This window comes from Streptomyces sp. NBC_00344 (assembly GCF_036088315.1).
Lineage (GTDB): Bacteria > Actinomycetota > Actinomycetes > Streptomycetales > Streptomycetaceae > Streptomyces.
The window spans coordinates 6,904,983-6,930,924 of sequence record NZ_CP107996.1; the positions used below are offsets into that span (position 1 = coordinate 6,904,983).

The window sequence follows — 25,942 nt, forward strand, 5'->3', positions numbered from 1 at the left end:
GTGACTACTCGGCCCCTCCCACCCCACCGGACCGATGCTGTGCTGCATGGACCGCAGCCGGGCGCCGGGGATCGCCCCAGGTCGACCGAGGCGGGTGCGGCGGCCCGGGGGGTGACCCGGCCGACGGGTGACGACGCCAGACGCGGGAGCTGGCGTGGCGAGAGGAGCAGCGGTGCAGACAGGGACGAACAACCTCAGGGCGGAAGGGTGCGCCGAGGTCGACCACGCTCTGTCCTTCGCGCAGAACCGCATGTGGTTCCTCGACCGGCTGGAGGGCGGCCGGAGTACTGCCTACGTGGCGACGCCGATGTGGCGGGTGCACGGTCCGCTGGAACGGGATCGCCTGGACGAGGCTCTGCGCCGGCTCGTCGGCCGGCACGAGTCGCTGCGGACGAGGTTCGTGGAGAGCGACGGCGTCCCGCGCGCCCTGGTCGCCGATCGGGTCGATGTCCGGATCTCATGGCGGGACGCCGCCGACGTGGCCGAGGTAGAGCAGCAGGCCCGGGCCGAGGCCGACGCACCGTTCGACCTGAGCAGCGGCCCGCTGTTCAGAGTGCTGGTGTGGCGGCTGAGCGAGACCGAGCACGTACTGCTTGCGGCCATGCACCACATCGTGTCCGACGGCTGGTCGATGGGCCTGTTCATCCGGGAGCTGGGGGCTCTCTACGACGGCACCACTCTGCCCGAACTTCCGTTGTCTTACAGCGACTTCGCCGAGGAGCAGCGTCGTGAGCTCCAAGGAGACCGACTGAACCGCGAGCTGGGGTATTGGCGTGAGCGGTTGGCGGGGTTGCCGGTGTTGGAGTTGCCGGTTGATCGTGTGCGTCCGGTGCAGCCGTCGTGGGTGGGCGGGACGTGTGAGTTCTCGCTGGATCCGGAGTTGGTTGCGGGGTTGGAGCGGTTGGGTCGGGAGCATGGGGCGACGTTGTACATGACGTTGTTGTCGGTGTTCCAGGTGTTGTTGGGGCAGTGGAGCGGGCAGTGTGATTTCGGTGTGGGTACTCCGGTGGCGGGGCGTTCGCGTCCTGAGGTGGAGAATCTGATCGGTCTGTTCGTGAACACGTTGGTGGTGCGGGCCGATCTGGCGGGGGATCCGACGTTCGCCGAGTTGCTGGACCGGGTCCGTGAGCACACCCTCGACGCCCTCGACCACCAGGACGTGCCCTATGAGCAGGTCGTCCGGGAACTGAGACCGGAGCGGTCGGACACCGATTCGCTGATCGACGCCTGGTTCGCGATGCAGAACGTCCCGGCCGAGCACCGGGCCACCGGCACCCTCCGGTTCACCGACTTCGAGACCGACCGCCCCCGGGCCCTGTTCGGGCTGTCGCTGTTCGCCCAGCCCCGTGACGGCGGAATGGCGATGACCGTCGTCTACCGGACGGATCTGTTTGACGAGGTGTCGATCGGGCGGTTGGTTGCGCGGTGTCGGGAGTTGTTGGGGGTGGTGGTGGCTTCGCCGGGTGTGCGGGTGAGTGAGTTGGGGTTGCCCGGGGCTGAGGTGGGGGTGTTGCGCCGTTGGGGTGTGGGTGAGGTGTCGGTGGGGGTGTCGGCGGATCCGGTGGTGTTGTTCGAGGAGCGGGTGCGGCGGGGTCCGGGTGCGGTTGCCGTTCTGGCTCGGGGCGTGGCTGTGTCGTATGCGGAGTTGAATGCGCGGGCGAACCGGGTGGCTTGGTGGCTGCTGGAGCGGGGTGTTGGTGCCGAGGTGCCGGTGGGGGTGCGTCTGCGGCGTGGTGTGGACATGTTGGTTGCCGTGCTGGGTGTGCTGAAGGCCGGTGGCGTGTATGTGCCGATCGATCCGGCTTGGCCGGTGGAGCGGGTGGAGTTCGTCCGTTCGGATGCGGGTGTCGGGGTGGTGCTGGATGGTTCGTTGCCGGATGGTGGTCGGGACGATGATCCTGGGGTGCCGGTCGAGGCGGGTCAGTTGGCGTATGTGATTTATACGTCGGGTTCGACGGGTCGGCCGAAGGGTGTGGGTGTGTCCCGGGCTTCGATGGCTGGGCATGTGTCGCGGATGCGGAAGCGGTTCGGGCTCGGTGTGGCGGACCGTGTGCTGCAGTTCGCGGCGCTGGCCTTCGATGCTTCGGTGGAGCAGATCTTCCCGGCGTTGACGTGTGGTGCGGCGCTGGTGCTTCCGGAGCATGGCCTGGTCGCTCCCTCACAGCTCCTCGCCGACCTCGAACAACACCAGGTCACTGTCACCAACCTGCCTCCCGCCTACTTCGGGGAGCTGATGGGGGAACTGACCGGCCGGCACGGGAAGGCGCCCGGAGGGCTCCGCCTCATGATCGCCGGCGGTGACGCGCTCCGTCCGGCCGAGGCACGGGCGTGGGAGGAGCGATTCCCCGACGTCCCCCTGCTGAACGCCTACGGTCCGACGGAGGCCACGGTGACGTCGACCGTGTTCGATGTGTCGGGTGTTTCCGGGGGTGCCGGGGTGCCGATCGGTCGGGCGGTGGGGGATCGCTGTCTGTATGTGCTGGACGAGCGGTTGGCCGAGGTGCCGGTGGGTGCGGTCGGGGAGCTGTTCATCGGTGGTGGGCAGTTGGCGCGTGGTTATGTGGGTCGGCCGGGGCTGACCGCTGAGCGTTTTGTGCCGGATCCGTTCGGTCACGAGGCGGGGGGCCGGTTGTACCGGACGGGGGACCTGGTGCGGTGGCGCCCGGACGGCTTCCTCGATTTCTGCGGGCGTGGCGACGGTCAGGTCAAGGTGCGCGGGTTCCGGGTCGAGGTCGGTGAGGTCGAGTCCCGGTTGCGGGAGCATCCGCAGGTCCGTGATGCGGTTGTGGTCGTCTGGCAGGACCGGCTGGTCGCCTACCTGGTAGGCCCGGCGGGTCCGGGGGGTGTGGCGGCTGATGTGGTGCGGGACTGGCTGGGTGAGCGGCTGCCGGAGTACATGGTCCCGGCGGTGCTGGTCATGATGGACGAGTTGCCGCGCACGGTGGGCGGGAAGGTCGACCGGGACCGGCTGCCTGACCCCGACGGTCACCGCCCCATCCTCAGCGGTGAGTTCGTTCCGCCGCGCAACCCGACCGAGCGGGCCGTCGCCGACGTCTGGCAGGAAGTCCTCCAACTCGACCGGATCGGCATCCACGACAACTTCTTCGACCTCGGCGGCCACTCCCTCCTCGCCACACTCGCCGTGGCCCGCCTGGTCAAGTCGCTGGAGCGGCCCGTCGACGTACGCGACTTCTTCGAGCGCCCGACGATCGCCGAGTTCGCCGCCGCCCTGCCGCCGGCACCGTCCGAACCCGGGCCGCGGATCACCCGGTTGCTGCGCAGCGGCGACTTCCCGCTCTCCTTCTCCCAGGAAGGCCTGTGGTTCCTCAACCGGCTCGACCCCGACGCCCCCGACTACATGGCCGCCCTGGCCTGGCGGGTCGACGGGCCCCTCGACCGGGATCGCCTGGACGAGGCACTGCGCCGGCTCGTCGCCCGGCACGAGTCCCTGCGCACCACCTTCCCACTGGTCGGCGCCCAGCCCGTGCAGCGCGTGGGCACCGGCGCGGACACCACCAGTGCCTGGCACGACCTGCGCGACCTGCCCGACCCGCTCGACACGGCGGTCCGGCAGGCCGACGCGGAACTGCACCGGCCCTTCGACCTGGCCGCCGGCCCGCTCTTCCGGACCGTGGTCTGGCAGCTCGACACCACCGACCACCTCCTCGTGCTGGCCATGCACCACATCATCTCGGACGGCTGGTCGATGGGCGTGCTGGTCCGTGAACTGGGTGTCCTCTACGCGGGCGGGACCCTGCCCGAGCTGCCCGTCCAGTACGCCGACTACGCAGGCTGGCAGCGGCAGGGGCATGGCAGCGACAACCTCACCCAGGAGCTGGGGTATTGGCGTGAGCGGTTGGCGGGGTTGCCGGTGTTGGAGTTGCCGGTTGATCGTGTGCGTCCGGTGCAGCCGTCGTGGGTGGGCGGGACGTGTGAGTTCTCGCTGGATCCGGAGTTGGTTGCGGGGTTGGAGCGGTTGGGTCGGGAGCATGGGGCGACGTTGTACATGACGTTGTTGTCGGTGTTCCAGGTGTTGTTGGGGCAGTGGAGCGGGCAGTGTGATTTCGGTGTGGGTACTCCGGTGGCGGGGCGTTCGCGTCCTGAGGTGGAGAATCTGATCGGTCTGTTCGTGAACACGTTGGTGGTGCGGGCCGATCTGGCGGGGGATCCGACGTTCGCCGAGTTGCTGGACCGGGTCCGTGAGCACACCCTCGACGCCCTCGGCCACCAGGACGTGCCCTTCGAGCGTGTGGTGGAGGAGCTGCGCCCCGATCGCGACCTGAGCCGCTCGCCGCTGTTCCAGGCCATGTTCGACCTGGAGGTTCGCTCCATCGCGTCACCGCAACTCGGTTCCGCACGCCTGAGACCCGCCGAAATCCCCTTCGACGTCACCAAGTTCGACCTGATGTTCACCTTCACCACCGACCCCGGAGCTGCCGGCGGCTTCGTGCAGTACCGGACGGATCTGTTTGACGAGGTGTCGATCGGGCGGTTGGTTGCGCGGTGTCGGGAGTTGTTGGGGGTGGTGGTGGCTTCGCCGGGTGTGCGGGTGAGTGAGTTGGGGTTGCCCGGGGCTGAGGTGGGGGTGTTGCGCCGTTGGGGTGTGGGTGAGGTGTCGGTGGGGGTGTCGGCGGATCCGGTGGTGTTGTTCGAGGAGCGGGTGCGGCGGGGTCCGGGTGCGGTTGCCGTTCTGGCTCGGGGCGTGGCTGTGTCGTATGCGGAGTTGAATGCGCGGGCGAACCGGGTGGCTTGGTGGCTGCTGGAGCGGGGTGTTGGTGCCGAGGTGCCGGTGGGGGTGCGTCTGCGGCGTGGTGTGGACATGTTGGTTGCCGTGCTGGGTGTGCTGAAGGCCGGTGGCGTGTATGTGCCGATCGATCCGGCTTGGCCGGTGGAGCGGGTGGAGTTCGTCCGTTCGGATGCGGGTGTCGGTGTGGTGCTGGATGGTTCGTTGCCGGATGGTGGTCGGGACGATGATCCTGGGGTGCCGGTCGAGGCGGGTCAGTTGGCGTATGTGATTTATACGTCGGGTTCGACGGGTCGGCCGAAGGGTGTGGGTGTGTCCCGGGCTTCGATGGCTGGGCATGTGTCGCGGATGCGGAAGCGGTTCGGGCTCGGTGTGGCGGACCGTGTGCTGCAGTTCGCGGCGCTGGCCTTCGATGCTTCGGTGGAGCAGATCTTCCCGGCGTTGACGTGTGGTGCGGCGCTGGTGCTTCCGGAGCATGGCCTGGTCGCTCCCTCACAGCTCCTCGCCGACCTCGAACAACACCAGGTGACGGTGATGGAGGTGGTGCCCGGGTACCTCACGGAGCTGATCGCCGAACTCTCCGACACCGGTCACCGCCCGCCGACCCGCAGCCCCGACCACCTGCGGCTGCTGGTCCTCGGCGGCGACACCGTCCGTCCGGCCGACCTCGCCTGGTGGACCCGGCACTTCCCGGACATGGCCGTGGTGAACACCTACGGTCCGACGGAGGCCACCATCTCTTCAACGATCTTCGATGTGTCGGGTGTTTCCGGGGGTGCCGGGGTGCCGATCGGTCGGGCGGTGGGGGATCGCTGTCTGTATGTGCTGGACGAGCGGTTGGCCGAGGTGCCGGTGGGTGCGGTCGGGGAGCTGTTCATCGGTGGTGGGCAGTTGGCGCGTGGTTATGTGGGTCGGCCGGGGCTGACCGCTGAGCGTTTTGTGCCGGATCCGTTCGGTCACGAGGCGGGGGGCCGGTTGTACCGGACGGGGGACCTGGTGCGGTGGCGCCCGGACGGCTTCCTCGATTTCTGCGGGCGTGGCGACGGTCAGGTCAAGGTGCGCGGGTTCCGGGTCGAGGTCGGTGAGGTCGAGTCCCGGTTGCGGGAGCATCCGCAGGTCCGTGACGCGGTTGTGGTCGTCTGGCAGGACCGGCTGGTCGCCTACCTGGCAGGCCCGGCGGGTCCGGGGGGTGTGGCGGCTGATGTGGTGCGGGACTGGCTGGGTGAGCGGCTGCCGGAGTACATGGTCCCGGCGGTGCTGGTCATGATGGACGAGTTGCCGCGCACGGTGGGCGGGAAGGTCGACCGGGACCGGCTGCCTGACCCCGACGGTCACCGCCCCATCCTCAGCGGTGAGTTCGTTCCGCCGCGCAACCCGACCGAGCGGGCCGTCGCCGACGTCTGGCAGGAAGTCCTCCAACTCGACCGGATCGGCATCCACGACAACTTCTTCGACCTCGGCGGCCACTCCCTCCTCGCCACGCGGGTCGTCATCCGGCTGCGCTCGGTGTTCGGCTGCGAGATCGGTGTGCGCACCCTCTTCGAGCGGCCGTCCGTGGCGCGGCTCGCCGGCGCGGTCGAGGAACAACTGATGCAGGAGATAGCGGCCATGACCGGTGAGGACGTGGAGCGGGCGCTGCGCGAGCAGGTCTTGGGCGCTGCGGATGCCGAGCAGGCCTTGCGGGAGCAAGAGGTCGCCGCGGATGTCGAGCAGGCATTGAAGGAGCAGTTGTCCGGTGCGGACGTCGAGCAGGCCTTGACGCAGCGGCCGGCCGGTCAGGACGCCGAACAGGCATTGAAGGAGCGGCAGGCATGAGCACGATCCACGGGCTGGTCGAGGCGCAGGCCCGACGGACCCCAGACGCGGTCGCCCTGGAGTTCGAGGGCGAAGAGCTGACTTACCGGCAACTCGACCGGCGGGCCAACCGGCTCGCACACGCCCTGCGACGGCACGGCGCCGGGCCGGAGAGCGTCGTCGCCGTCGCCGCCCAGCGCTCGCTGGACCTGGTCGTCTCCCTGCTGGGCATTCTCAAGAGCGGCGCGGCGTACCTGCCGCTGGACCTTGAGCTGCCCACCGAGCGGCTGGCCTACATGGTCGGGCAGGCCGGGGCGGTGGCCCTGGTCCGCGGCCCCGGCATGGACCACGATCTCGGCCGCCCCGGACTGCCAGAGGTGACCCTGTCCGCCACCGCCGACGAGTCCGAAGAGCCCTGCGGCGTCCTCGTCGACGAGCGCAACGCTGCCTACATCATGTACACGTCCGGGTCCACCGGCCGGCCCAAGGGCGTGGTGGCCGAGCACCGCGGCGTCTGCAACCGGCTCGTCTGGGGCCAGCACGAGTACGGCATGACCGCCGACGAACGGGTGCTCCAGAAGACCCCGTACGCCTTCGACGTCTCCGTGTGGGAACTGTTCTGGCCGCTCGTCGTCGGCGCCCGCCTGGTCGTCGCCAAGCCCGGCGGCCACCGCGACAGCCGCTACCTCGTCGACCTGATCCAGCGTCGCGAGATCACCACCGTCCACTTCATCCCCACGATGCTCGCCCTCTTCATCGGCGAGCGGGGGGCTGAGGACTGCCGCAGCATCCACCGGGTCATGACCAGCGGCGAGGCGCTCCCGACCGACCTGCAGAACCGGGTGCTGCGCGTCCTGCCGCACGTCGAGCTGCACAACCTCTACGGTCCGACCGAGGCGTCCATCGAGGTCAGCGCCTGGCAGTGCCGGCCCGACTGGTCCGGCACCGGAGTGCCGATCGGCGCGGCCGTCGCCAACACCCAGCTTCACATCCTCGACGAGGAACTGTGCCCGGTTGCGGGCGACGGGCCCGGCGAGCTCTATCTCGCGGGCGTTCAGGTCGCCCGCGGCTACTCGGGCCGCCCCGGGCTCACCGCGGAGCGCTTCCTGCCCGACCCGTTCGGCGAACCCGGCGCGCGGATGTACCGCAGCGGCGACCTCGCCGGCTGGCACCGGCCCGGCGTCGTCGACTACCTCGGCCGAGTCGACGAGCAGCTCAAGCTTGCCGGAAACCGGGTCGAACTCGGCGAGATCCAGGCCGTGTTGAACGACCTGTCGAGCGTGCGCGCCGCAGTCGTCGTGGCCACCGGATCAGCCGCCGACACCCGGCTCGTCGCCTACGTCGTCGGCGCCGGCCTCAACCCTGTGGTGCTGCGACGGCAGCTCGCCGACCGGCTCCCGGCGTACATGGTGCCGTCCACGTTCGTGGAGCTGGCCGAGCTGCCGCTGACCTCCAGTGGCAAGCTGGACCGCAAGGCCCTGCCCGCCCCCGGCCGCCCCGACCTCGCCACGCCCTACCGGGCGCCGCAGAACCCGGTCCAGGAGAAGCTGGCCGCGGTCTGGGCCACCGTCTTCGGCGTCGCCCGGATCGGTGTCGACGACGCGTTCTTCGACCTCGGCGGTCATTCCCTGCTGGCCGTGCGGCTCATCGCCCGACTGCGCGAGGAACTGGGCGCCGACGTCTCGATGCGCGACCTGTTCGAGGGACTGACCGTCGCCGAACTCGCCGAAACGATCACCGCGGGCGGCACCGGGGCCGTGGTACCGGCCCTCACCCGGGGAGGCGACGACGAGCCGGTGGTCGCCTCGTTCGGACAGGAACGACTGCTGTTCCTCCAGCAGATGCACCCCGACAGCCCCTCCTACGTCGTCCCCGTCGCCTGGCGGGTGGCCGGCCGGCTGGACGAGATGCAACTGCGCCGGGCCCTGGAACGGTTGGCCGCCCGGCACGACGTCCTGCGCACGGGGTTCCCCGCCGGCGGGCAACCGGTCATCACGGCCGAGCCTGCCGTGGACCTCGGCCGGCTCGACGCCGACGCATGGAGCGACGACCTCGCCTCCGCCGAGATCGCCCGGCCGTTCGACCTGGCCGCCGGGCCGGCGTGGCGGGCCGTACTGGTCCGGCTGCCCGCGCACGACGTGCTGCTGCTCGTCCTGCACCATGTCGTCGCCGACGGCTGGTCCCTCGGCGTCATCGCCCGTGAGCTGGGCGAGCTGTACGCGGGCGGCACCCCGCCGACACCGCCGGTGCGCTACGCCGACTTCGCACGCTGGCAGCGCGCGGCCCTGGCCCCCGACCGGATGGCCGGCGAACTGGACTGGTGGCGCTCCACCCTGGCCGGAGCGCCGACGCTGGAGCTGCCCACCGACCGGCCCCGGCCGGCGGTGCTCGGTACCGACGGCGCCACCCACCGGTTCGACCTGCCGCAGGAAGCCCTGCGCACGCTGACCCGGCGCGCCCAGGACCGGTCCGCCACCCTGCACACCCTCTTGCTGATGGCATATCAGGTACTGCTGGGCCGGTGGAGCGGGCAGACCGACTTCGTCGTGGGCACCCCGGTCGCCGGCCGCTCCGGCGCCGAGGTGGAGAACGTCGTCGGATTCTTCGTCAACACCCTCGGAGTGCGGGCCGACCTCAGCGGTACCCCCACCTTCGCCGAACTCCTCGCCCGCGTCCGGGAAGCCACCCTCGACGGGTACGAGCACCAGGACGTGCCGTTCGAGCGAGTGGTGGAGGAACTGCGTCCGGAGCGGGACCTCAGCCGCACCCCGGTGTTCCAGACCATGTTCGCGCTGCGGGACACCGCCGCCACGGCGCTCCGGGTGCCCGGGACGACGGCTGAGGAGATCCCCCTCGGCTGGCACACCGCCAAGTTCGACCTCACCCTCTTCGTCGACCGGGCCGCCGACGGTTCCTGCACCGGCCTGATCGAATACCCCACCTGCCTGTTCGACCCGACCACGGTGGAACGGCTCGCCGACGGGTTCCGGCAGTTGCTGATCGCCCTCGCCGAGGACACCGGCGGCCGGCTCGGCGACTGGGACGTTCTGGACACCACCGCCCGGGACCGCCTCACCGCCACGGGCACCGCGCCCCGGCCGCCGATCCCGGCACGCGCCCTGCACCAGCTCGTCGCCGACCGGGCCGCCGCCCGGGGCGAGGCGCCGGCCGTCGTGGACGACGGCACCGTCTGGACCTACGCCGAACTGAACCGGCGGGCCAACCGGCTCGCCAGGCACCTGCGCGCCCTCGGCGTCGGGCCGCAGAGCGTGGTGGCGGTCAGCCTCCCGCGCTGCCCGGACCTGGTCCTGGCCCAGCTCGCGGTCCTCAAGACGGGCGGCGCCTACCTGCCGCTCGACGCCGGCCAACCCGCCGAGCGCAGCCGGTACATCATCGATGAGACGTCCGCCACGCTGCTCGTCACCTCCGCCGGGCACCTGGCCACGGACGGCCTCGACTGCCCGGTGGTCGACCTGGCCCACAGTGCGGAGGCGACCGACGCCCTGCCGGACACCGCCCCCGAGGTGGACGTCGACGGGGACCAACTCGGCTACATCGTCTACACCTCCGGCTCCACAGGCCGCCCCAAGGGCATCGGCATCACCCACCGCGGCATGGTCCGAACCGTCCACGACGGCGGCTACCTCACCCTCGGCCCGGACGACCGGGTCGCCTTCGCGGCCAGCCCCGTCTTCGACGCGGCGACCTTCGAGGTGTGGGCCACCCTGGTCGCCGGCGCGACCCTGGTGGTCACCCCGCCGGACGTCGCGCTCTCGCCCGCGGCCCTCGCCGCGCACCTCACCCGGCACCGGGTCACCACGCTGTTCCTGACCACCGCGCTGTTCCACCAGGTCGTGCGGGAACGGCCCGACGCCCTCAGCGGGCTGCGGTACGTGCTGTTCGGCGGGGAGGCCGCCGACCCGCACGCCGTCGACGTCCTGCTCGCCCACGGCGGGCCCGGCCGGCTCCTGCACATGTACGGCCCTGCCGAATCGACCACTTTCGGCACCTGGCACCAGGTGACCGCGCCGACCGGCGCCTCGACCGTGCCGATCGGCCGCCCCATGAACAACACCACCGCCTACGTCGTCGACGAGCGGATGCGGTTGGTCCCCGTCGGCGTGGTCGGGGAACTGCTGCTCGGCGGAGCCGGGCTGGCCCGCGGGTACATCGGAGCGGCGCACCGCACCGCCGACCGGTTCCTGCCCGACCCGTACGGGCCGCCCGGCGGCCGGGTCTACCGCACGGGCGACCTGGTGCGCTGGAACGCGCAGGGCTGCCTGGAGTTCGTCGGCCGCGCGGACGGGCAGGTCAAGGTCCGCGGCTACCGGGTCGAGCCGGGTGAGATCGAGACGGCGGTGCGCCGGCACCCGGCCGTGCGGGAAGCCGTTGTGCTCGCCCGCCCCGACCGCAGCGGCGCCCTCGCTCTCGTCGCATACGCCGTGGCCGACCCCGCCGACCTGGGCGACCTGCGCGGATTCCTCGCTGAGAGCCTGCCCGCGTACCTGGTGCCCGCCGCCGTGGTCGTGCTCGACGAACTGCCGCTGACCCGCAACGGCAAGGTGGACCGGGCCGCGCTGCCGGAGGCGACGTACACCCCGGCCGCGGGCCGGCGCGAGCCGGCCACCGAACTGGAACGGCAGCTCGCGGACATCTGGACCGAGGTCCTCGGCATCGCCGGTCTCGGCACGGACGACGACTTCTTCGCCCTCGGCGGGCACTCACTACTGGCGATCAGGATGGTCGGCGCGGTGGCCGAGCGCACCGGTCTGCAGATGACCTTCCGGGACCTGTTCACCACTCGCACCATCGCCGCCCTGGCCCGCCTGCTCGCCGATGCCGAACAGGTCGGTGACCCGATCCTCCGCGGCACCGGCACCGACGGGCTGCCGGTGTCCTTCGGGCAGGAGCGGCTGATCTTCCTCGACCAGCTCGAAGGCGCCGGCCCGGCGTACACGATTCCGGTGGCGTGGCGGCTGACCGGGCCGCTGGAGAGGGACCGGCTGACCGCCGCCTTCGACTCCCTGGTGGCCCGGCACGAGGTGCTGCGCACCCGGTTCACGCTGGTCGACGGAGTGGCGCTGCAGGAGATCGACCCCGACTGGGCCGGCCTCGACCGACGCGACGCCGATACCGTCGCCGACGCCGTCCGAGCCGCGCGGAACGAGGCCCGCGTCCCGTTCGACCTCGTCACCGGCCCGCTGTTCCGGGCCGTGATGTGGAGCAGCGGCGACGAGCACGTGCTGCTGATGGCGATGCACCACACCGTCTCCGACGGCTGGTCCATGGGACTTCTGATCCGCGAACTGGAGGCCTGCTACGACGGCGTCGAGCCGCCCCACCCGCCGGTGCGCTACGCCGACTTCGCAGCCTGGCAGCGGGGTCGGCTCACCGAGGGCCGGCTGGCCGCGGAGCTGAACCACTGGCGACAGCGGCTGGCCGACCTGCCGACGCTGGAACTGCCCACCGACCGGCCCCGCCCCATCACCCGCACCGGGGCCGGCGGCTCGGTGGAGTTCACGGTCGATCCCGAGCTGGTCGCCTCGCTGGAACGCCTGAGCCGGGAGCACGGGGCGACGCTGTTCATGACGCTGCTCGCCGCATCCCAGGTGCTGCTGGGCCGCTGGAGCGGGCAGAGCGACTTCGGCGTCGGCACCCCGGTCGCCGGTCGAGGCCGCCCCGAGGTGCGCGACGTCGTCGGATTCTTCCTCGAAACCCTGGTACTCCGGACCGATCTGAGCGGCGAACCGTCCTTCGCCGAGCTGCTCGGCCGGGTCCGCGCCGACGCACTCGATGCCTACGAACACCAGGAGTTGCCGTTCGGCCGCCTGGTGGAGGAGCTGCGCCCGGAACGGGACCTGAGCCGGTCTCCGCTGTTCCAGGCCATGGTGAGCTTCAACGACTGGAGCCTGGACACCCTGCGGCTCGGCACGGCCGCCGGCACCGCGGTGCCCGTCGACCGCGGCGCGGCCAAGCTGGATCTGACCCTGGAGCTGGTGAAGCGCCCCGACGGGCTGGCCGGCACGATCGACTACACCACCGACATCTTCGACGCCGCCACGATCCGGCGGATGGCCGAGGCGTACACCCGGCTGCTGCGCGCCGTGGTGGCCGACCCCGCGACCCGGATCGGCGACCTGCCCCTGACGGCTCCGGCCGAGACCGGGGACGCAGCCCCGGCGGCGTCGGCACGGCGGGTGGAGCAGAGGCCGCTGCTGGACCGGATAGCCGACCAGGTTCGGGCCTTCCCGGACGCGATGGCGGTGATCTGCGGCGACGATGAGGTCACGTACGCCGAGCTGGACCGGCGGGCCAACCGGCTCGCCCACCGCCTCATCGCCTGCGGCATCCGGCCGGAGGACCGGGTCGGACTGCGGCTGCCCCGCGGGATCGACACCGTCGTCGGTGTGCTCGGCATCTGGAAGGCCGGCGGTGCGTTCGTCGCGCTCGACCCGGACCTGCCGGAACACCGCGTCACCCAACTCAGGGACGCTGCCGAGGTGCGCCTGGTCGTCGACCGGGACATACTCGCCGACACCGCGCTCGACCTCTGCTCGGCCACCGCGCCCACCGTGTCCCGTGCACCCGGCCGACTCGCCTACCTCGTCCACACCTCCGGCTCCACCGGGGCCCCCAAGGGAGTGGCGGTCGAGTTCGCCGGCATCACCGACCACCTCGACACCGCCCTGGCCCACTACCGGCTGGACCGTCACGACGTCGTGCTCCAGCGGGCCTCGCCGGCCTTCGACGCGTTCCTCCGCGACTGCATCGGCCCGCTCACCGTCGGTGCGACCGTGCTCATGGCCGCACAGTCGGATCTGTCCACCCTCGGCACCGACCTGCCCGGCCGACCCGCCCCGACCGCCGTCCTGAGCATGGTGCCGTCCCTGCTGCACCAACTCCTCGACGGCGGCGACCTGACCGCCGCGAGCCTGCCGGCGCTGCGGCTGCTGGTCCTCAGCGGAGAGCCCTGCACGCCCGCTCTGCTGACCCGCCTGCACACGGCGATGCCGCAACTGCGCCGGGTCGTCAATCAGTACGGCCCCACCGAGTGCACCCTGACCACCACCATCGAGGACCTCGACCCGGCGGTGCCGTACGAGACCGTGTCCATCGGCCGGCCCATGCCCGGCAGCACGGCCCACGTTCTCGACGCGGCACTGCGCCCCGTGCCGGTCGGTGTGTTCGGGGAACTGCACATCGGCGGCGCCGGGGTGGCCCGCGGATACCACACCCGGTCAGGTCTGACCGCAGGGTCGTTCGTGCCCGATCCGTTCGGCCCGCCCGGGACCCGGATGTACCGAACCGGCGACCTGGCCCGCCGACTGGCCGACGGAACACTGGAGTTCCGCGGCCGGCTGGACCGCCAGGTGAAGGTCCGCGGTGTGCGGATCGAGCCGGGCGAGGTGGAAGCGGCCCTCGCCGCCCACCCGGCGGTGGGCGCGGCCGCCGTGGTGGCCCGACCCGACGGTCCCAACGGCACGAAGCTCAGCGGCTACGCCAAGCGCACACCCGGGGCACACGTATCGGCCACCGAGCTGAGGGCCCACCTGGAGTCCCGCCTGCCATACGCGATGATCCCGGCGGACCTGCTGGTCCTGGACACCCTGCCACTGCTCGGCAACGGCAAGGTCGACCGGTCCGCGCTGCCCGACATCGCCCCGATCGAGAGCGACAGCACCGTGCGGACCGCCCCCCGCACCGGCACCGAGAAGATCATCGCCGAGGTCTGGTCAGAACTCCTCGACCGGCCCGATGTCGGCGTCGAGGACGACTTCTTCGCCCTCGGCGGTCACTCACTGACCGCTCTGCGGGTCATCTCCCGGCTGCGCTCCCGGCTCGACGCCACCCTCACCCTCCGTGCCTTCTTCGAGGCCCGCACCATCGCCGGGCTCGCACAGAAGCTGAACGACCAGAATGCGAAGGAGACCACGTGAACGGCCTCTCATCCGTGCAACAGGAACTGCTCCGCCAGCGGTTGGCCGGACGCGCCGAGCACCGCACGGCCCCGGACCGGATCACCCCGTGTGCCGGCACCAGCGGCCTGCCGGTGTCGTTCGGACAGGAGCGCCTGGTGTTCATGGACCAGCTGGAGGGGCCAGGACCGGCCTACACCGTCCCGGTCGCCTGGCGGCTGACCGGACAGCTGGACCGCGACCGGCTGACCGCCGCGTTCGACGCCCTGGTCGCCCGGCACGAGACGCTGCGCACCCGTTTCACCGTCGTCGAGGGCGTGGTCCGCCAGGACATCGACCCGCACTGGGCCGGTATCGACTGGCGCGACGCCGGCACTCCCGATGAGACCGCCCGCGCGGTGCGGGCCGCGGCCCGCGAACCCTTCGACCTGGCCGCCGGGCCAGTGCTCCGGGTGACGGTCTGGCGGCTGGGCGCCGCCGAGCACGTCGTGCTGCTGGCCATGCACCACATCGCCACCGACGGCTGGTCGATGGGAATCCTGGTCCGCGACCTGGAGGCCTTGTACGCCGGGCAGACCCTGCCGGAACTGCCCATCCGCTATGCCGACTTCGCGGCGTGGCAGCGCCGGGAACCCGCCGGGAGCAGGCAGGCCGGGGAACTGGACCACTGGCGGAAGCGCCTGGCGGGTCTGCCGCCTCTGGAGCTGCCCACCGACGGGTCCCGTCCGGGCAGGCGCGACACCTCCGGCGCCATTTGCGAGTTCAGGCTGGAGCCCGAGCTGGTCGCAGCCCTGGAGCGACTCGGACGCGAGCGCGGCGCCACGCTGTTCATGACGCTGCTGGCCGCGTTCGAGGTTCTGATGGGCCGGTGGAGCGGACAGAGTGACTTCGGCGTCGGTACCCCGGTCGCCGGGCGGAGCCGCCCCGAGGTGGAGCACCTCATCGGGTTCTTCGTCAACACGGTGGTCCTGCGGGCCGATCTGGCCGGCGACCCGTCCTTCGCCGATCTCCTCGGCCGGGTCCGCGACGACGCCCTAGGAGCCTACGAGCACCAGGACGTCCCCTTCGAACGGGTCGTCGACGAGGTGAGCCCCGACCGGGAGCTCGACCGCACCCCGCTGTTCCAGAGCATGTTCAGCCTGGACGACGACGCCGACGACCGGCCCGTCCGCCTCGGAGATGTGACCGGATCGCGATACGAACTCGACCTGGACGCAGTCAAGTTCGATCTGCTGCTGCAGACCGCCCGGCGCCCCGACGGGGTGGCCGCCGCGTTCTTCCACCGGGCCGACATGTGGCACCCGGGGACCGTGCGGCGCTGGGCCGACCAGTACGTCCGCCTGCTCGAGCAGGCCGTCGCGCACCCGGACATCCCACTGTCCGGCCTCGACCTGCTGCCCGGCACCGAGCAGCGCCGGCTCGCCGAATGGGCCGCCCCGGTGCGGTCGTACGACTGCCCCGATCGGCTCGAAGAGCGATTCTCCCGGCAGGCCGCCGCCCGGCCGGATGCCGTCGCCGTGGTCGCCGGGGGAGACCGGCTCGACTACGCCACCTTGAACCGGCGGGCCAACCAGCTGGCCCACCGGCTGCGCGCCGCCGGGGTCGGTCCCGAGACGCGGGTCGGGCTCTGCGTCAACCGGGACGCCGACCTCGCCGTGGGTGTCCTCGGCATTCTCAAGGCCGGTGGCGCCTATCTGCCGCTGGACCCCGAGCACCCGCGAGAGCGGCTTGAGTACGTCCTCGCCGACGCGGGCGTCGATCTCGTGGTGGTCTCGCCGGGACCGACCGAGCGAATACCGGTCGACGCCTCCCGTCAACTGCCGCTGGATGACGCATCGCTGGCCGGTCAACCGACCTACGACCCCGCACCGTCCGGCGACGCGGACGCTCTGGCATACATCATCTACACCTCCGGATCCACCGGCCGGCCCAAGGGCGTCTGCATCCCGCACCGGCAGGTGATCCGGCTCCTCGACTCCTGCGAGGACGCCCTCGACCTGCCGCCGGCCGGGGTGTGGAGCCTGTTCCACTCGTACGCCTTCGACTTCTCCGTCTGGGAGCTGTGGGGAGCGCTCAGCAGGGGCGGCAGCGTCGTCATCGTCGACAAGGCCACCGCCCGCGACCCGGATCGGTTCGCCGCGCTGCTGGCGGCCGAGCGGGTGTCGGTGCTCAGCCAGACCCCCGGCGCGTTCCGTAACCTGCGCGCCGCCCTCGGCGAGCGGCGCCCGGCCGACCTGGGCGTGCGGACCGTGGTGCTCGGCGGGGAGAAGCTCGACCTGCCAGAGCTGGACGGCTGGCTCGACGGCCCCGGCGCCGGCGTGCAACTGGTCAACATGTACGGCATCACCGAGACCACGGTGCACGTGACCCACCACACCGTGACCTCCGCCGACCTCATCTCCGGTGCCACCTCGCCGATCGGCCGGGCGCTGGGCGACGTGACGATCCACGTCCTGGACCGGCACCTGCGGCCCGTTCCGGCCGGTGTCATCGGCGAGATGTACGTCGGCGGCGCCGGCGCGGCCCGCGGCTACCTCGGCCGGCCCGGCCTGACCGCCGACCGGTTCGTCCCCGACCCGTTCGACCACCGGCCAGGGGCCCGGCTCTACCGCACCGGGGACCGGGCCCGGCACCTGCCCGACGGGAGCCTGGAGTACCGGGGCCGCGCCGACGACCAGGTGAAGATCCGCGGGCACCGGATCGAGCTGGGCGAGGTGGAGGCGGCGCTGCTGCGCCACCCCGCCGTCCAGCAGGCCGCCGTGGTGGCCCGCGGTGCGCGCAGCGGCGAATACCGGCTCCACGCCTACCTGGTCGTCGACGGTGGGCCGGCACGTGACGAACTGCGGCGGTGGCTGATCGGCCGGTTGCCCGAGCCGATGGTGCCGGCCTCGTTCACCGTGCTGGCGGCGCTGCCGCTGACCGCCAACGGAAAGGTGGACCGCAAGGCGCTGCCGACGGCCGACGGCGCCGAACTGGACACCGCCCGCCGGCACGTCCCGCCCACGACCCCCACCGAGCAGGTCCTCGCCGAGGTGTGGTGCACCGCGCTCGGCGTGCGACAGGTCGGTCTCACCGACCGATTCTTCGATCTCGGCGGCGACTCCATCCTGGCGCTGCGCGTGGTGGGGCTGGCCGAGCGGCACGGGGTGGGCGTCGCACTGCGCGACGTCTTCGCCCACCAGGAACTCGGCGAACTGGCCCGGGCCGTGGACGAGTCCTCCGGCCCGGACGGCGCGGTGGCACCGGCCGGACCGGTGGAGCCGTTCGTCATGGTGGCGCCGGGGGACAAGGACCGCCTCCCGGCCGGCCTGGAGGACGCCTACCCGCTCACCCGGATGCAACAGGGCATGCTCTACGAACTGCTGGCCGATGCCGGCAAGGGCGCTTACCACAACGTGACCAGCTTCCGGATCCAGGAGCCGGCCGGGTTCGACGCCGAGGCGATGCAGCGGGCAGCCGACGCGGTGGTGCGGAGGTACGAGATCCTGCGCACCGGTTTCGACTGGAGCCACTACGACGAGCCCCTGCAACTCGTGTACCCGCAGGCCGATCTCCCGGTCGGCGTGGACGACCTGCGCGGTTCGGACGAGACCGGTCAGGCCGATCGGGTCCGCGGATACCTGCGTGCCGAGGCGGGCCGCTGGTTCGAGTTGTCAGCGGCGCCGCTGATCCGCCTGCACGTGCACGTGCTCAACGACGCCGAGTACCGGCTGACCATCACCGACTGCCATGCCGTACTCGACGGCTGGAGTCTCACCTCGCTCATTGCCGAGCTGGTCGACCGGCACCGGACCGGCGCGCCTGATCCGGAAGAGCCGCCGGTGCCCCGCTTCGCCGAGTACGTGGCGCTGGAGCAGGACGCCGTGGCCGACCCGGCCGCGCGCGCCTTCTGGGACACGATGGTCGAGAACTTCCCGCCGGTACGGCTGCCCCGCCCGGCCGGCGCAGCCGGTGCGGACACCTCCACCTGCGAGGCGCTGCGCAGTTACGGCCACCTGTGCGCCGGCATCGACGCCCTCGCCGCCCGGGCCGGAGTGCCCCGCAAGTCGGTGCTGTTCACCGCCTACTACCGCCTCATCGGGCAACTCGCCAACAGCGACGCCTACTCCACGGGAATGGCTACCAACGGCCGTCCCGAGCAGGCAGGTTCGGAAGCCATGCGCGGGGTGTTCCTCAATGTGGTTCCCTTCGGGGTCCGGTCGGCCGCGACCAACTGGCTGGACCTGCTCCGGGATGTCTTCGCCGCTGAACGGGACGTCATCCCGCACCGCCGTTTCCCGCTCGCCGAACTGCAGCGCGGCCGGTGGGCCGGTGAGGTACTCGTCGACACCGCCTTCAACTACGTCCACTTCCACGGCCTGGACAACGAGCACAAGCAGGAGATCGAGGAGATCGCCCGGACCAACTTCGGGCTGATGGTCACCACCGGGCCGACCGGCGTCTCCTTCGAGGCCGACGCCGGCCGCATGTCGCAGGACGAGGTGGAACGGCTCGCCGACACCTTCTGCGCACTGCTCACCGATATGGTCGCCACCCCGGAGGGCCGTCCCGGCATCCCGGCCGAGACGGCCGGCCCCAGCGCGGTGGAGAGCGCCGACCCGGCCCGGGACGACCGCAGCGTGGTGGCCGTGTTCGAGGACCAGGTGGCCGTCCACCCGGACCGGGTGGCGCTGGCCACGGCTGACGGATCGCTGACGTATGCCGAGGTCAACGCGCGGGCCAACCGCGTCGCCCACCACCTGCGCCGGCACGGCGCGGGACCGGAGCGCACCGTCGGACTGTGCGCCGAACGTTCGGCCGACCTGGTCGTCGGCATGCTGGGCATCCTCAAATCCGGTGCCGCCTACCTGCCGCTGGACCCGCGGGACCCGGGCCGCCGACTCGGCGGACTCGTCGAGGGCACCGGCACGGACCTGGTGCTCGCCCAGCCGATCTGGCTCCCCTCGGTACCCGCGCGGGTCGGTACCGTCGTCATCCTCGCCGAGGAGACCTTCACCGGTGAGCCGACCGTGAACCCGGATCGGCGTCCGGACGCCGAAAACCTGGCCTGTGTACTGCACACCTCCGGCTCCACCGGCCGGCCCAAGGGGATCGCGCTGCCGCACCGCGCGGTCGTCGACACCCTTGTCGAGCAGCCCGAACTCCACCTCGACGCGGCCGCGACGGTCCTGCACCTGAGCAGCTTCAACTGGGACGCGGCCATCTACGAGATCTTCGGGCCGCTGCTGCACGGCGGCGCCTGCGTGCTGTACCCGGCGGAACCCGTCACGCCGGCCGGCATCGTGGCCACCGTCCGCCGGCACGGCATCACCGCCGTGTTCCTCACCACCACCCTGTTCAACCTGGTCGTCGAGGAATGCCTGGAGGACCTGGGCGGGCTGCGGCAGATCATCCTCGGCGGCGAAGCCGCCTCCCCGACCCACGTCCGCGAACTGAACGCCCGCTGGCCAGACATGAACGTCCTCAACGGGTACGGCCCGGTGGAGTGCACCTTCATCGTCACCTGCCACCAGGTGCACACCGTCCCGGCGGACGCCGTCAGCATCCCGATCGGCCGGCCACTGGCCAGGACGACCGCACTGATTCTCGACGAGGCGCAGTGTCCGGTTCCGGTCGGCGTGTCCGGCGAGATCCACCTCGGCGGTCACTCGCTCGCCCGCGGCTACCTCGGCCGACCGGGGCTGACCGCCGAACGGTTCGTCCCCGCCCCCGACGGCCGGCGGCTCTACCGCACAGGCGACCGGGGGCGCCGACGGGCCGACGGCAGCCTCGAGTTCGGCGGCCGCCTCGACGGACAGGTCAAGATACGCGGCCGGCGGATCGAGCTGGGTGAGATCGAAGCGGTGCTCTCGTCACGGCCCGACGTGGCGTCCGCGGCCGTGCTCGCCCACACCGACGGCCCGGGAGACGCCCGGCTCATCGCGTATCCGGTGCCGGCGACGGGCGCCACCGCACCCACCGCCGCCGAACTGCGCCGCTGGCTGCGTGACCGACTCCCCGCCTACCTGGTGCCCACCGCGTTCGTACCGGTGGCCCAGCTGCCGGTGACGGCCAACGGCAAACTCGACCGGGCGGCCCTGCCGGTGCCGGACCGGCTCGTCGAGCCGGAGCGTCGGTACGTGGCACCGCGCACCGGGACCGAGAAGCAGCTGGCCGAGCTGTGGGCGCAGACGCTGCGGCTGGACCGGGTCGGCCTGCATGACGACTTCTTCGACCTGGGCGGCAACTCGCTGGCCATCGTCCGGGTCGCGGCCCGGGCCTGCGACCTCGGACTGCCGGTCGGGGTGGCCGACATCCTGGAGCACCCCACCGTGGCGTCGCTGGCCGCCGCGGTGACGAATCGGGAACCGGCGCGGGCGGGCGACGCGTTGCGCCGGGAAGGCGATGTGCTCGTCGTACTCCGGGACGGCACCGAGCGGCCGCTCTACTGCGTCCACCCGAGCGGCGGCAGCGTCGCCTGGTACCTCCCGCTGGCCAAGGCACTGCCGCCGGGCCGGCCGGTGATCGGGCTGCAGGCCCGGGGCATGGACGGCGGCGTCGACGCCACCTCGATGCGCGGCCTGGCCGAGGACTACGTCCGCCAGCTGCGCGACCACCAGCCGAAGGGTCCGTACGCCCTGCTCGGCTGGTCGATGGGCGGCAACATCGCCCAGGAGATGGCGATCCAGCTCACCGAACTGGGCGAGCAGGTCGACACCCTGCTGCTGCTGGAGCCGGCAGTGCCGGACGAGGCAGGGATGTTCGCCGTCACCGAGGCCCTCGACCTGCTCGACCGGGCGGTGGCCATGCGCGAGGCCATCCGGGAACTCTCCCCGGGGTCCCCGGCCCGGCTCAGCCAGGAACGGGAGCTGGTGGCGACACTGCGCGCCGCTGGTGTCAGCGAGGCGGAGGCCGATCTGGGCTCGGACTGGCCGGTGGCGATGTGGACGGCCCTGCTGCGCGCCGCCGCCACTTACCGCCCGGAGGTGTACGAAGGACCGGCGCACCTGATGGTCACCGCCGAGGCGGCTCACGCGGGCCCGGACCGGCAGTCCGTGGTCGCGGGCGCGAACTACCCGGCCTACGAGCGGCGCTGCCGGGAGCTGTTCCCGGACGTCACCGTCCACCACCTGCCCGGCACCCACCGGAGCATGGTGACCGATCCGGAGGTGGCGGCCGTGGCCGCCGTCGCCGCCGAGCTGATGGAGCACACGACATGACCACCGCCGGCCAGGTCGCCGACCGTTACCTGCTGGACGACGAGAACGTCGCCGATCCATTCCCCTACCTCGCGCAGCTGCGCGGCGCCGCACCGGTGCACTGGAGCCCGGTGCACCGGGCCTGGCTGGTGACCGGATACGCCCCGGTGGCCGCCTGCTTCACCGAACCCGCGGTCTCCGCGGACCGGATCGGTCCGATGCTCGCCCAGACACCGCTGCACCTGCTCAGCCCGGAGGCCGCCCGGGCCTTCAAGATCATGGCCGGCTGGATGGTCTTCGTCGACCCGCCCGAGCACCGGCGGCTGCGCGGCGCCTTCCGCGGCGCGTTCGGCGCCCGCCAGGTACGCCGCAACCGGCCCATGGTGCAGGAGGCGGTGGCGCGGCTGGCCGCCCGGGCCCGAGACGGCCGCACCGTCACCGACCTGGTGGCCGACTTCGCCCGCCCCCTGCCGGCGACCGTGGCAGCGGCCTGGATGGGGGTTCCGGTGGAGGACACCGCGCAGTTCCAGCGCTGGGCCCTCCAGGTCGGCGATCTGGCCCTCGGCTCGGTGCAGTCCGCCCAGGAGCACGAGAACTCCCAACGGGCCCTGCTCGACCTCTTCGACTACTTGCGGCGGCTCGTCCGGCAACGCCGGGACGCACCGCAGGAGGACCTGATCAGCGCGGCGCTGGCGGCCGGACCGGTAGGCGACTCGGTCAGCGAGGACGAGTTCGTCGCCATGCTCACCCACATCGCCTTCGCCGGCGGGGAAACCACCAGCAACCTGATCGCCGTCGGCACCCTCAATCTGCTGCGCCGGCCCGACCAGCTCGAACTGCTGCGTGCCGATCCCGAGTCGGCTCCCGTAGCGGTGGAGGAATTGCTGCGCTTCGACGGGCCGTCCAAGATGTCCGTCCGGCAGGTGAAGACCGACTTCGAACTGGGCGGCCGGCTCCTGCGGGCCGGGCAGCGGCTCTACCTGGTCACCGCGGCGGCCAACCGGGACCCATCCCGCTTCGACAACCCGGACGAACTCGATCTTCGCCGGCAGCCCAATCCCCACCTCGGATTCGGACAGGGCGCGCACTTCTGCCTCGGGGCGCCGCTGGCACGGCTGGTGGCCGGGTCAGCACTGACCGACCTGCTGGCTGCCGCGCCGGACCTGGCCCTGACCGGCTCAGCGGCGCGATGGCAGCCCTCGCTGCTCAACCGCAGCCTCGAGTCGCTGCCGGTCCGGCTGTAGCGGCCGCACCGTCTGTGCGATCACCCGGGACGGGCCACCCGGCCGTCCCGTCATCCCGTCACCGGCCACCGCCGGGACACGCAACACGCAACACGAAATAAGGAGAAACGACATGTCCGTCGACGAGGACAACCGCACCTACCGCGTCGTGGTCAACCACGAGGAGCAGTACTCGATCTGGTTCACCGGGCGTGAGCTGCCGACGGGTTGGGCGCCCACCGGGTTCGAGGGGCCGAAGGCCGACTGCCTGGCTCACATCGACGAAGTGTGGACGGACATGCGGCCTCTGAGCCTGCGTCTGCGGATGGCCGACGCCGAGAGGTGATCCCGCCAAGGACCGGGCGGGTGGCCGGCTGCCCGGCAGCGCCACCCGCCCCCGGTCCGCCGGCCAGGGGCGCCGGAACCCGACACCCATGTGTCGAAGCATCCACCGGAAACACAGCACACAGAGTAAGGCGGCAGTGATGAGGGTCTATTCGCACGAGCGTCTGGAGCGACTTGCCCGTGACCGGGGCATGCCCGAGGAGTACCTGCGCGAACTGCGGGTGGTCTCCTCGGTACTGCCGTTCAAAGTCAACCAGTACGTCGCGGACGAGCTCATCGACTGGTCCGCAGCCCCGGACGACCCGATCTTCCGGCTGACCTTCCCGCACCGGGACATGCTGCCGCCCGACATCTTCGACAGTATGTCGGCCCTGCACCTGGCCCTCGCACCGGCCGACGTCATCCGCAAGGCCGCCCGGGAGGTCCATGACCGGCTCAACCCCAACCCCGGCGACCAACTGGACGCCAACGTGCCGACCCACGAGGGACAGCCGCTGACCGGCGTCCAGCACAAGTACGCCGAGACGGTCCTGGTCTTCCCGTCGCAGGGGCAGACCTGCCACTCCTACTGCGGCTACTGCTTCCGCTGGTCCCAGTTCGTCGGAAACGCCGATATCCGCCAGGCCGCCTCGGACATCAGCCGGGTGGTCTCCTACCTGTCCGGCAGCCCGGCCGTCACCGATGTCCTGTTCACCGGCGGCGACCCCATGATCATGAATGCCACCGTGCTGGACCGGTGGGTCGCCCCCCTGCTCGACCCGGCCCTGGAGCGCATCCGCACGATCCGATTCGGCACCAAGGCCCTTTCCTACTGGCCGGCCCGTTTCACCACCGACCGCGACGCCGACGACGTGCTCCGGATGTTCGAGCGCATCGTGGCCGCCGGCCGGCACGTGGCCGTGATGGCCCACTTCTCCCACCTCCGCGAACTGGAGAATCCGGCGGTGCGCGAGGCGATCCGGCGCATTCGCGACACCGGCGCCGTGATCCGGGCTCAGGCGCCGGTCATCGCGCACGTCAACGACCGGGCCCAGGACTGGGCTGAGATGTGGCAGCGGCTGGTCGAACTCGGCGTGGTGCCGTACTACATGTTCGTCGAGCGTGACACCGGCGCCCACAGCTATTTCAGCGTGCCGCTGACCCGGGTCCTGCACATCTACACGGAGGCCGTCCGGAGCGTGTCGGGGCTGGCCCGGACGGCCCGCGGGCCGGTGATGTCCGCCGCTCCCGGCAAGGTGCTCATCGACGGCATCGCCGACATCGGCGGCACCGAGGTGTTCACGTTGCGGCTGCTGCAGGCCCGCGACCCCCTCCTGGTGGGCCGGCAGTTCTTCGCCCATCACGACCCGGGCGCCGAATGGCTCGACGACCTGCGGCCGGCGCTCGGCTCATGGTGGCCGGTGTGAGCCGCCCTTCCGTCCGGACCCGGCGCCACCGCGCCCGGGGCCATCCCCGATCCCGAACGCCCTGGAGAGCCATCATGCGGCCGAACAGCGAGGACGCCGTCGCCACGACACGGACCGAGCGGCCACCGAGTCTGTGGCGCAATCGTGCCTTCAACCTGCTCTGGGGCAGTCAGTGCCTCTCCGACCTGGGCAGCGCCATGGCCAACCTGGCCATGCCGCTGCTCGTGCTCCAGCTGACCGGGTCCCCGACGCAGGCGGGTCTGGTCGGCACGACCAGCCTGCTGGTCGGCCTGGTCTGCAGGCTGCCGGCCGGCGTGCTCGCCGACCGCCTCGACCGGCGCCGATTGATGATCGTCTGCGACGGGTTCCGGATCGTCGCGTACGCGGTGCTGTGGGGCGCGGTCCTGGCGGGCGAGGCCGGCGTGACGATGGTGCTGGTCGTCGTGGTCGGCGGCGCCGCGGCCAACGCGCTGTTCAGCACCGTGGAGCACGCCGCGGTGCGCAACCTGGTCCCCTCGACAGAGCTCGCCACGGCCGTGGCCCGCAACGAGGCTCGATCGTACGGGACTTCACTGGCCGGTCCGCCGCTGGGCGGCCTGCTGTTCGGGCTGGGACGGTCGCTGCCGTTCCTCGGCAACGCGCTGAGCTACCTGCTGTCGCTGGTGGCAGTGCTGCTCATCCGCCAGCCGATGCAGCAGCCCCGGGAGCAGTCGGCCCAGTCCGGCGGCGCGGCCGGGGTCGAGGGGCTGCGGTTCGTACTGGGCAACCCCTTCCTGCGTGCCCTGCTGCTGATCGCCGCGCCGCTCAACATGGCTTTCACCGGCATGATGTTCGCGATCGTCGTGTCCCTGCAGCGGGCCGGGGCCTCATCGTTCGTCGTCGGCCTGGCCAGCACGATTTTCGGTCTGGGCGGATTCTTGGGCGCCTTCGCCGCGCCCGCCCTCCAGCGCTGGATGCGGTTGCCGACACTCATCCTGGTGCTCTGCTGGGTCAGCGCCGGGCTGATCGCGGTGAGCTCGCTGTTCTCGACCGGTGTGCTGGCGGCCGTGCCGTTGGCCGCTGCGGTCTTCCTCGGTCCGACGGCCAACTCCGCCCTCTTCGGCTACCAGGCGGCCATCACCCCGGACCACCTCCAGGGCCGTGTGGTCAGCGTGATCCTCCTGGTCGCCATGTCGGCGACGGCGCTCGCACCCGGGCTGGCCGGGCTGCTCCTGGCGCACTTCTCCAGCGGGACCGTGATGCTGGTCTTCGCGCTGATACTCGCCGTATCTGCGGTCACGGCGACCTTCGGCAGCGGCATCCGCACCATGTCCACCGAACCCTGATACCTGGCAGG

At 71.6% G+C, this 25,942-nt stretch carries 7 protein-coding genes; all 7 read left to right on the forward strand.

The window, feature by feature from the left end; all coding sequences use genetic code 11:
• Positions 1-172: 172 nt before the first annotated feature.
• The 7 genes from OHS16_RS31285 to OHS16_RS31315 all read left to right on the forward strand — a co-directional run bounded on the left by OHS16_RS31285 (position 173) and on the right by OHS16_RS31315 (position 25,931).
• Positions 173-6,559 (forward strand): non-ribosomal peptide synthetase, encoded by a 6,387-nt coding sequence (locus OHS16_RS31285; protein ID WP_328540611.1) that lies wholly within the window; start codon positions 173-175, stop codon positions 6,557-6,559.
• A complete protein-coding gene (locus tag OHS16_RS31290; protein WP_328540612.1) occupies positions 6,556-14,475 on the forward strand; it encodes a non-ribosomal peptide synthetase in 7,920 nt (2,639 codons plus the stop codon). Before OHS16_RS31285 ends, OHS16_RS31290 begins: the two co-directional genes overlap by 4 nt.
• Entirely contained in the window at positions 14,472-21,653 is a 7,182-nt protein-coding gene (locus OHS16_RS31295) for a non-ribosomal peptide synthetase (RefSeq protein WP_328540613.1), read from the forward strand. The genes OHS16_RS31290 and OHS16_RS31295 overlap by 4 nt, the downstream gene beginning before the upstream one ends.
• Complete coding sequence (locus OHS16_RS31300) at positions 21,650-22,876, forward strand: cytochrome P450 (protein WP_328540614.1); 1,227 nt, start codon at positions 21,650-21,652, stop codon at positions 22,874-22,876. The genes OHS16_RS31295 and OHS16_RS31300 overlap by 4 nt, the downstream gene beginning before the upstream one ends.
• A 112-nt stretch (positions 22,877-22,988) precedes the next feature.
• Positions 22,989-23,201 carry an MbtH family protein gene (locus OHS16_RS31305; protein ID WP_328540615.1) on the forward strand — a complete coding sequence of 71 codons (213 nt, stop codon included), beginning with the start codon at positions 22,989-22,991 and terminating at the stop codon, positions 23,199-23,201.
• 139 nt (positions 23,202-23,340) lie between these two features.
• Positions 23,341-24,606, forward strand: a complete 1,266-nt coding sequence (locus OHS16_RS31310) for a KamA family radical SAM protein (protein ID WP_328540616.1) — start codon at positions 23,341-23,343, stop codon at positions 24,604-24,606.
• A 74-nt stretch (positions 24,607-24,680) separates the two neighbouring features.
• A complete protein-coding gene (locus tag OHS16_RS31315) occupies positions 24,681-25,931 on the forward strand; it encodes an MFS transporter (protein WP_328540617.1) in 1,251 nt (416 codons plus the stop codon).
• Positions 25,932-25,942 lie beyond the last annotated feature (11 nt).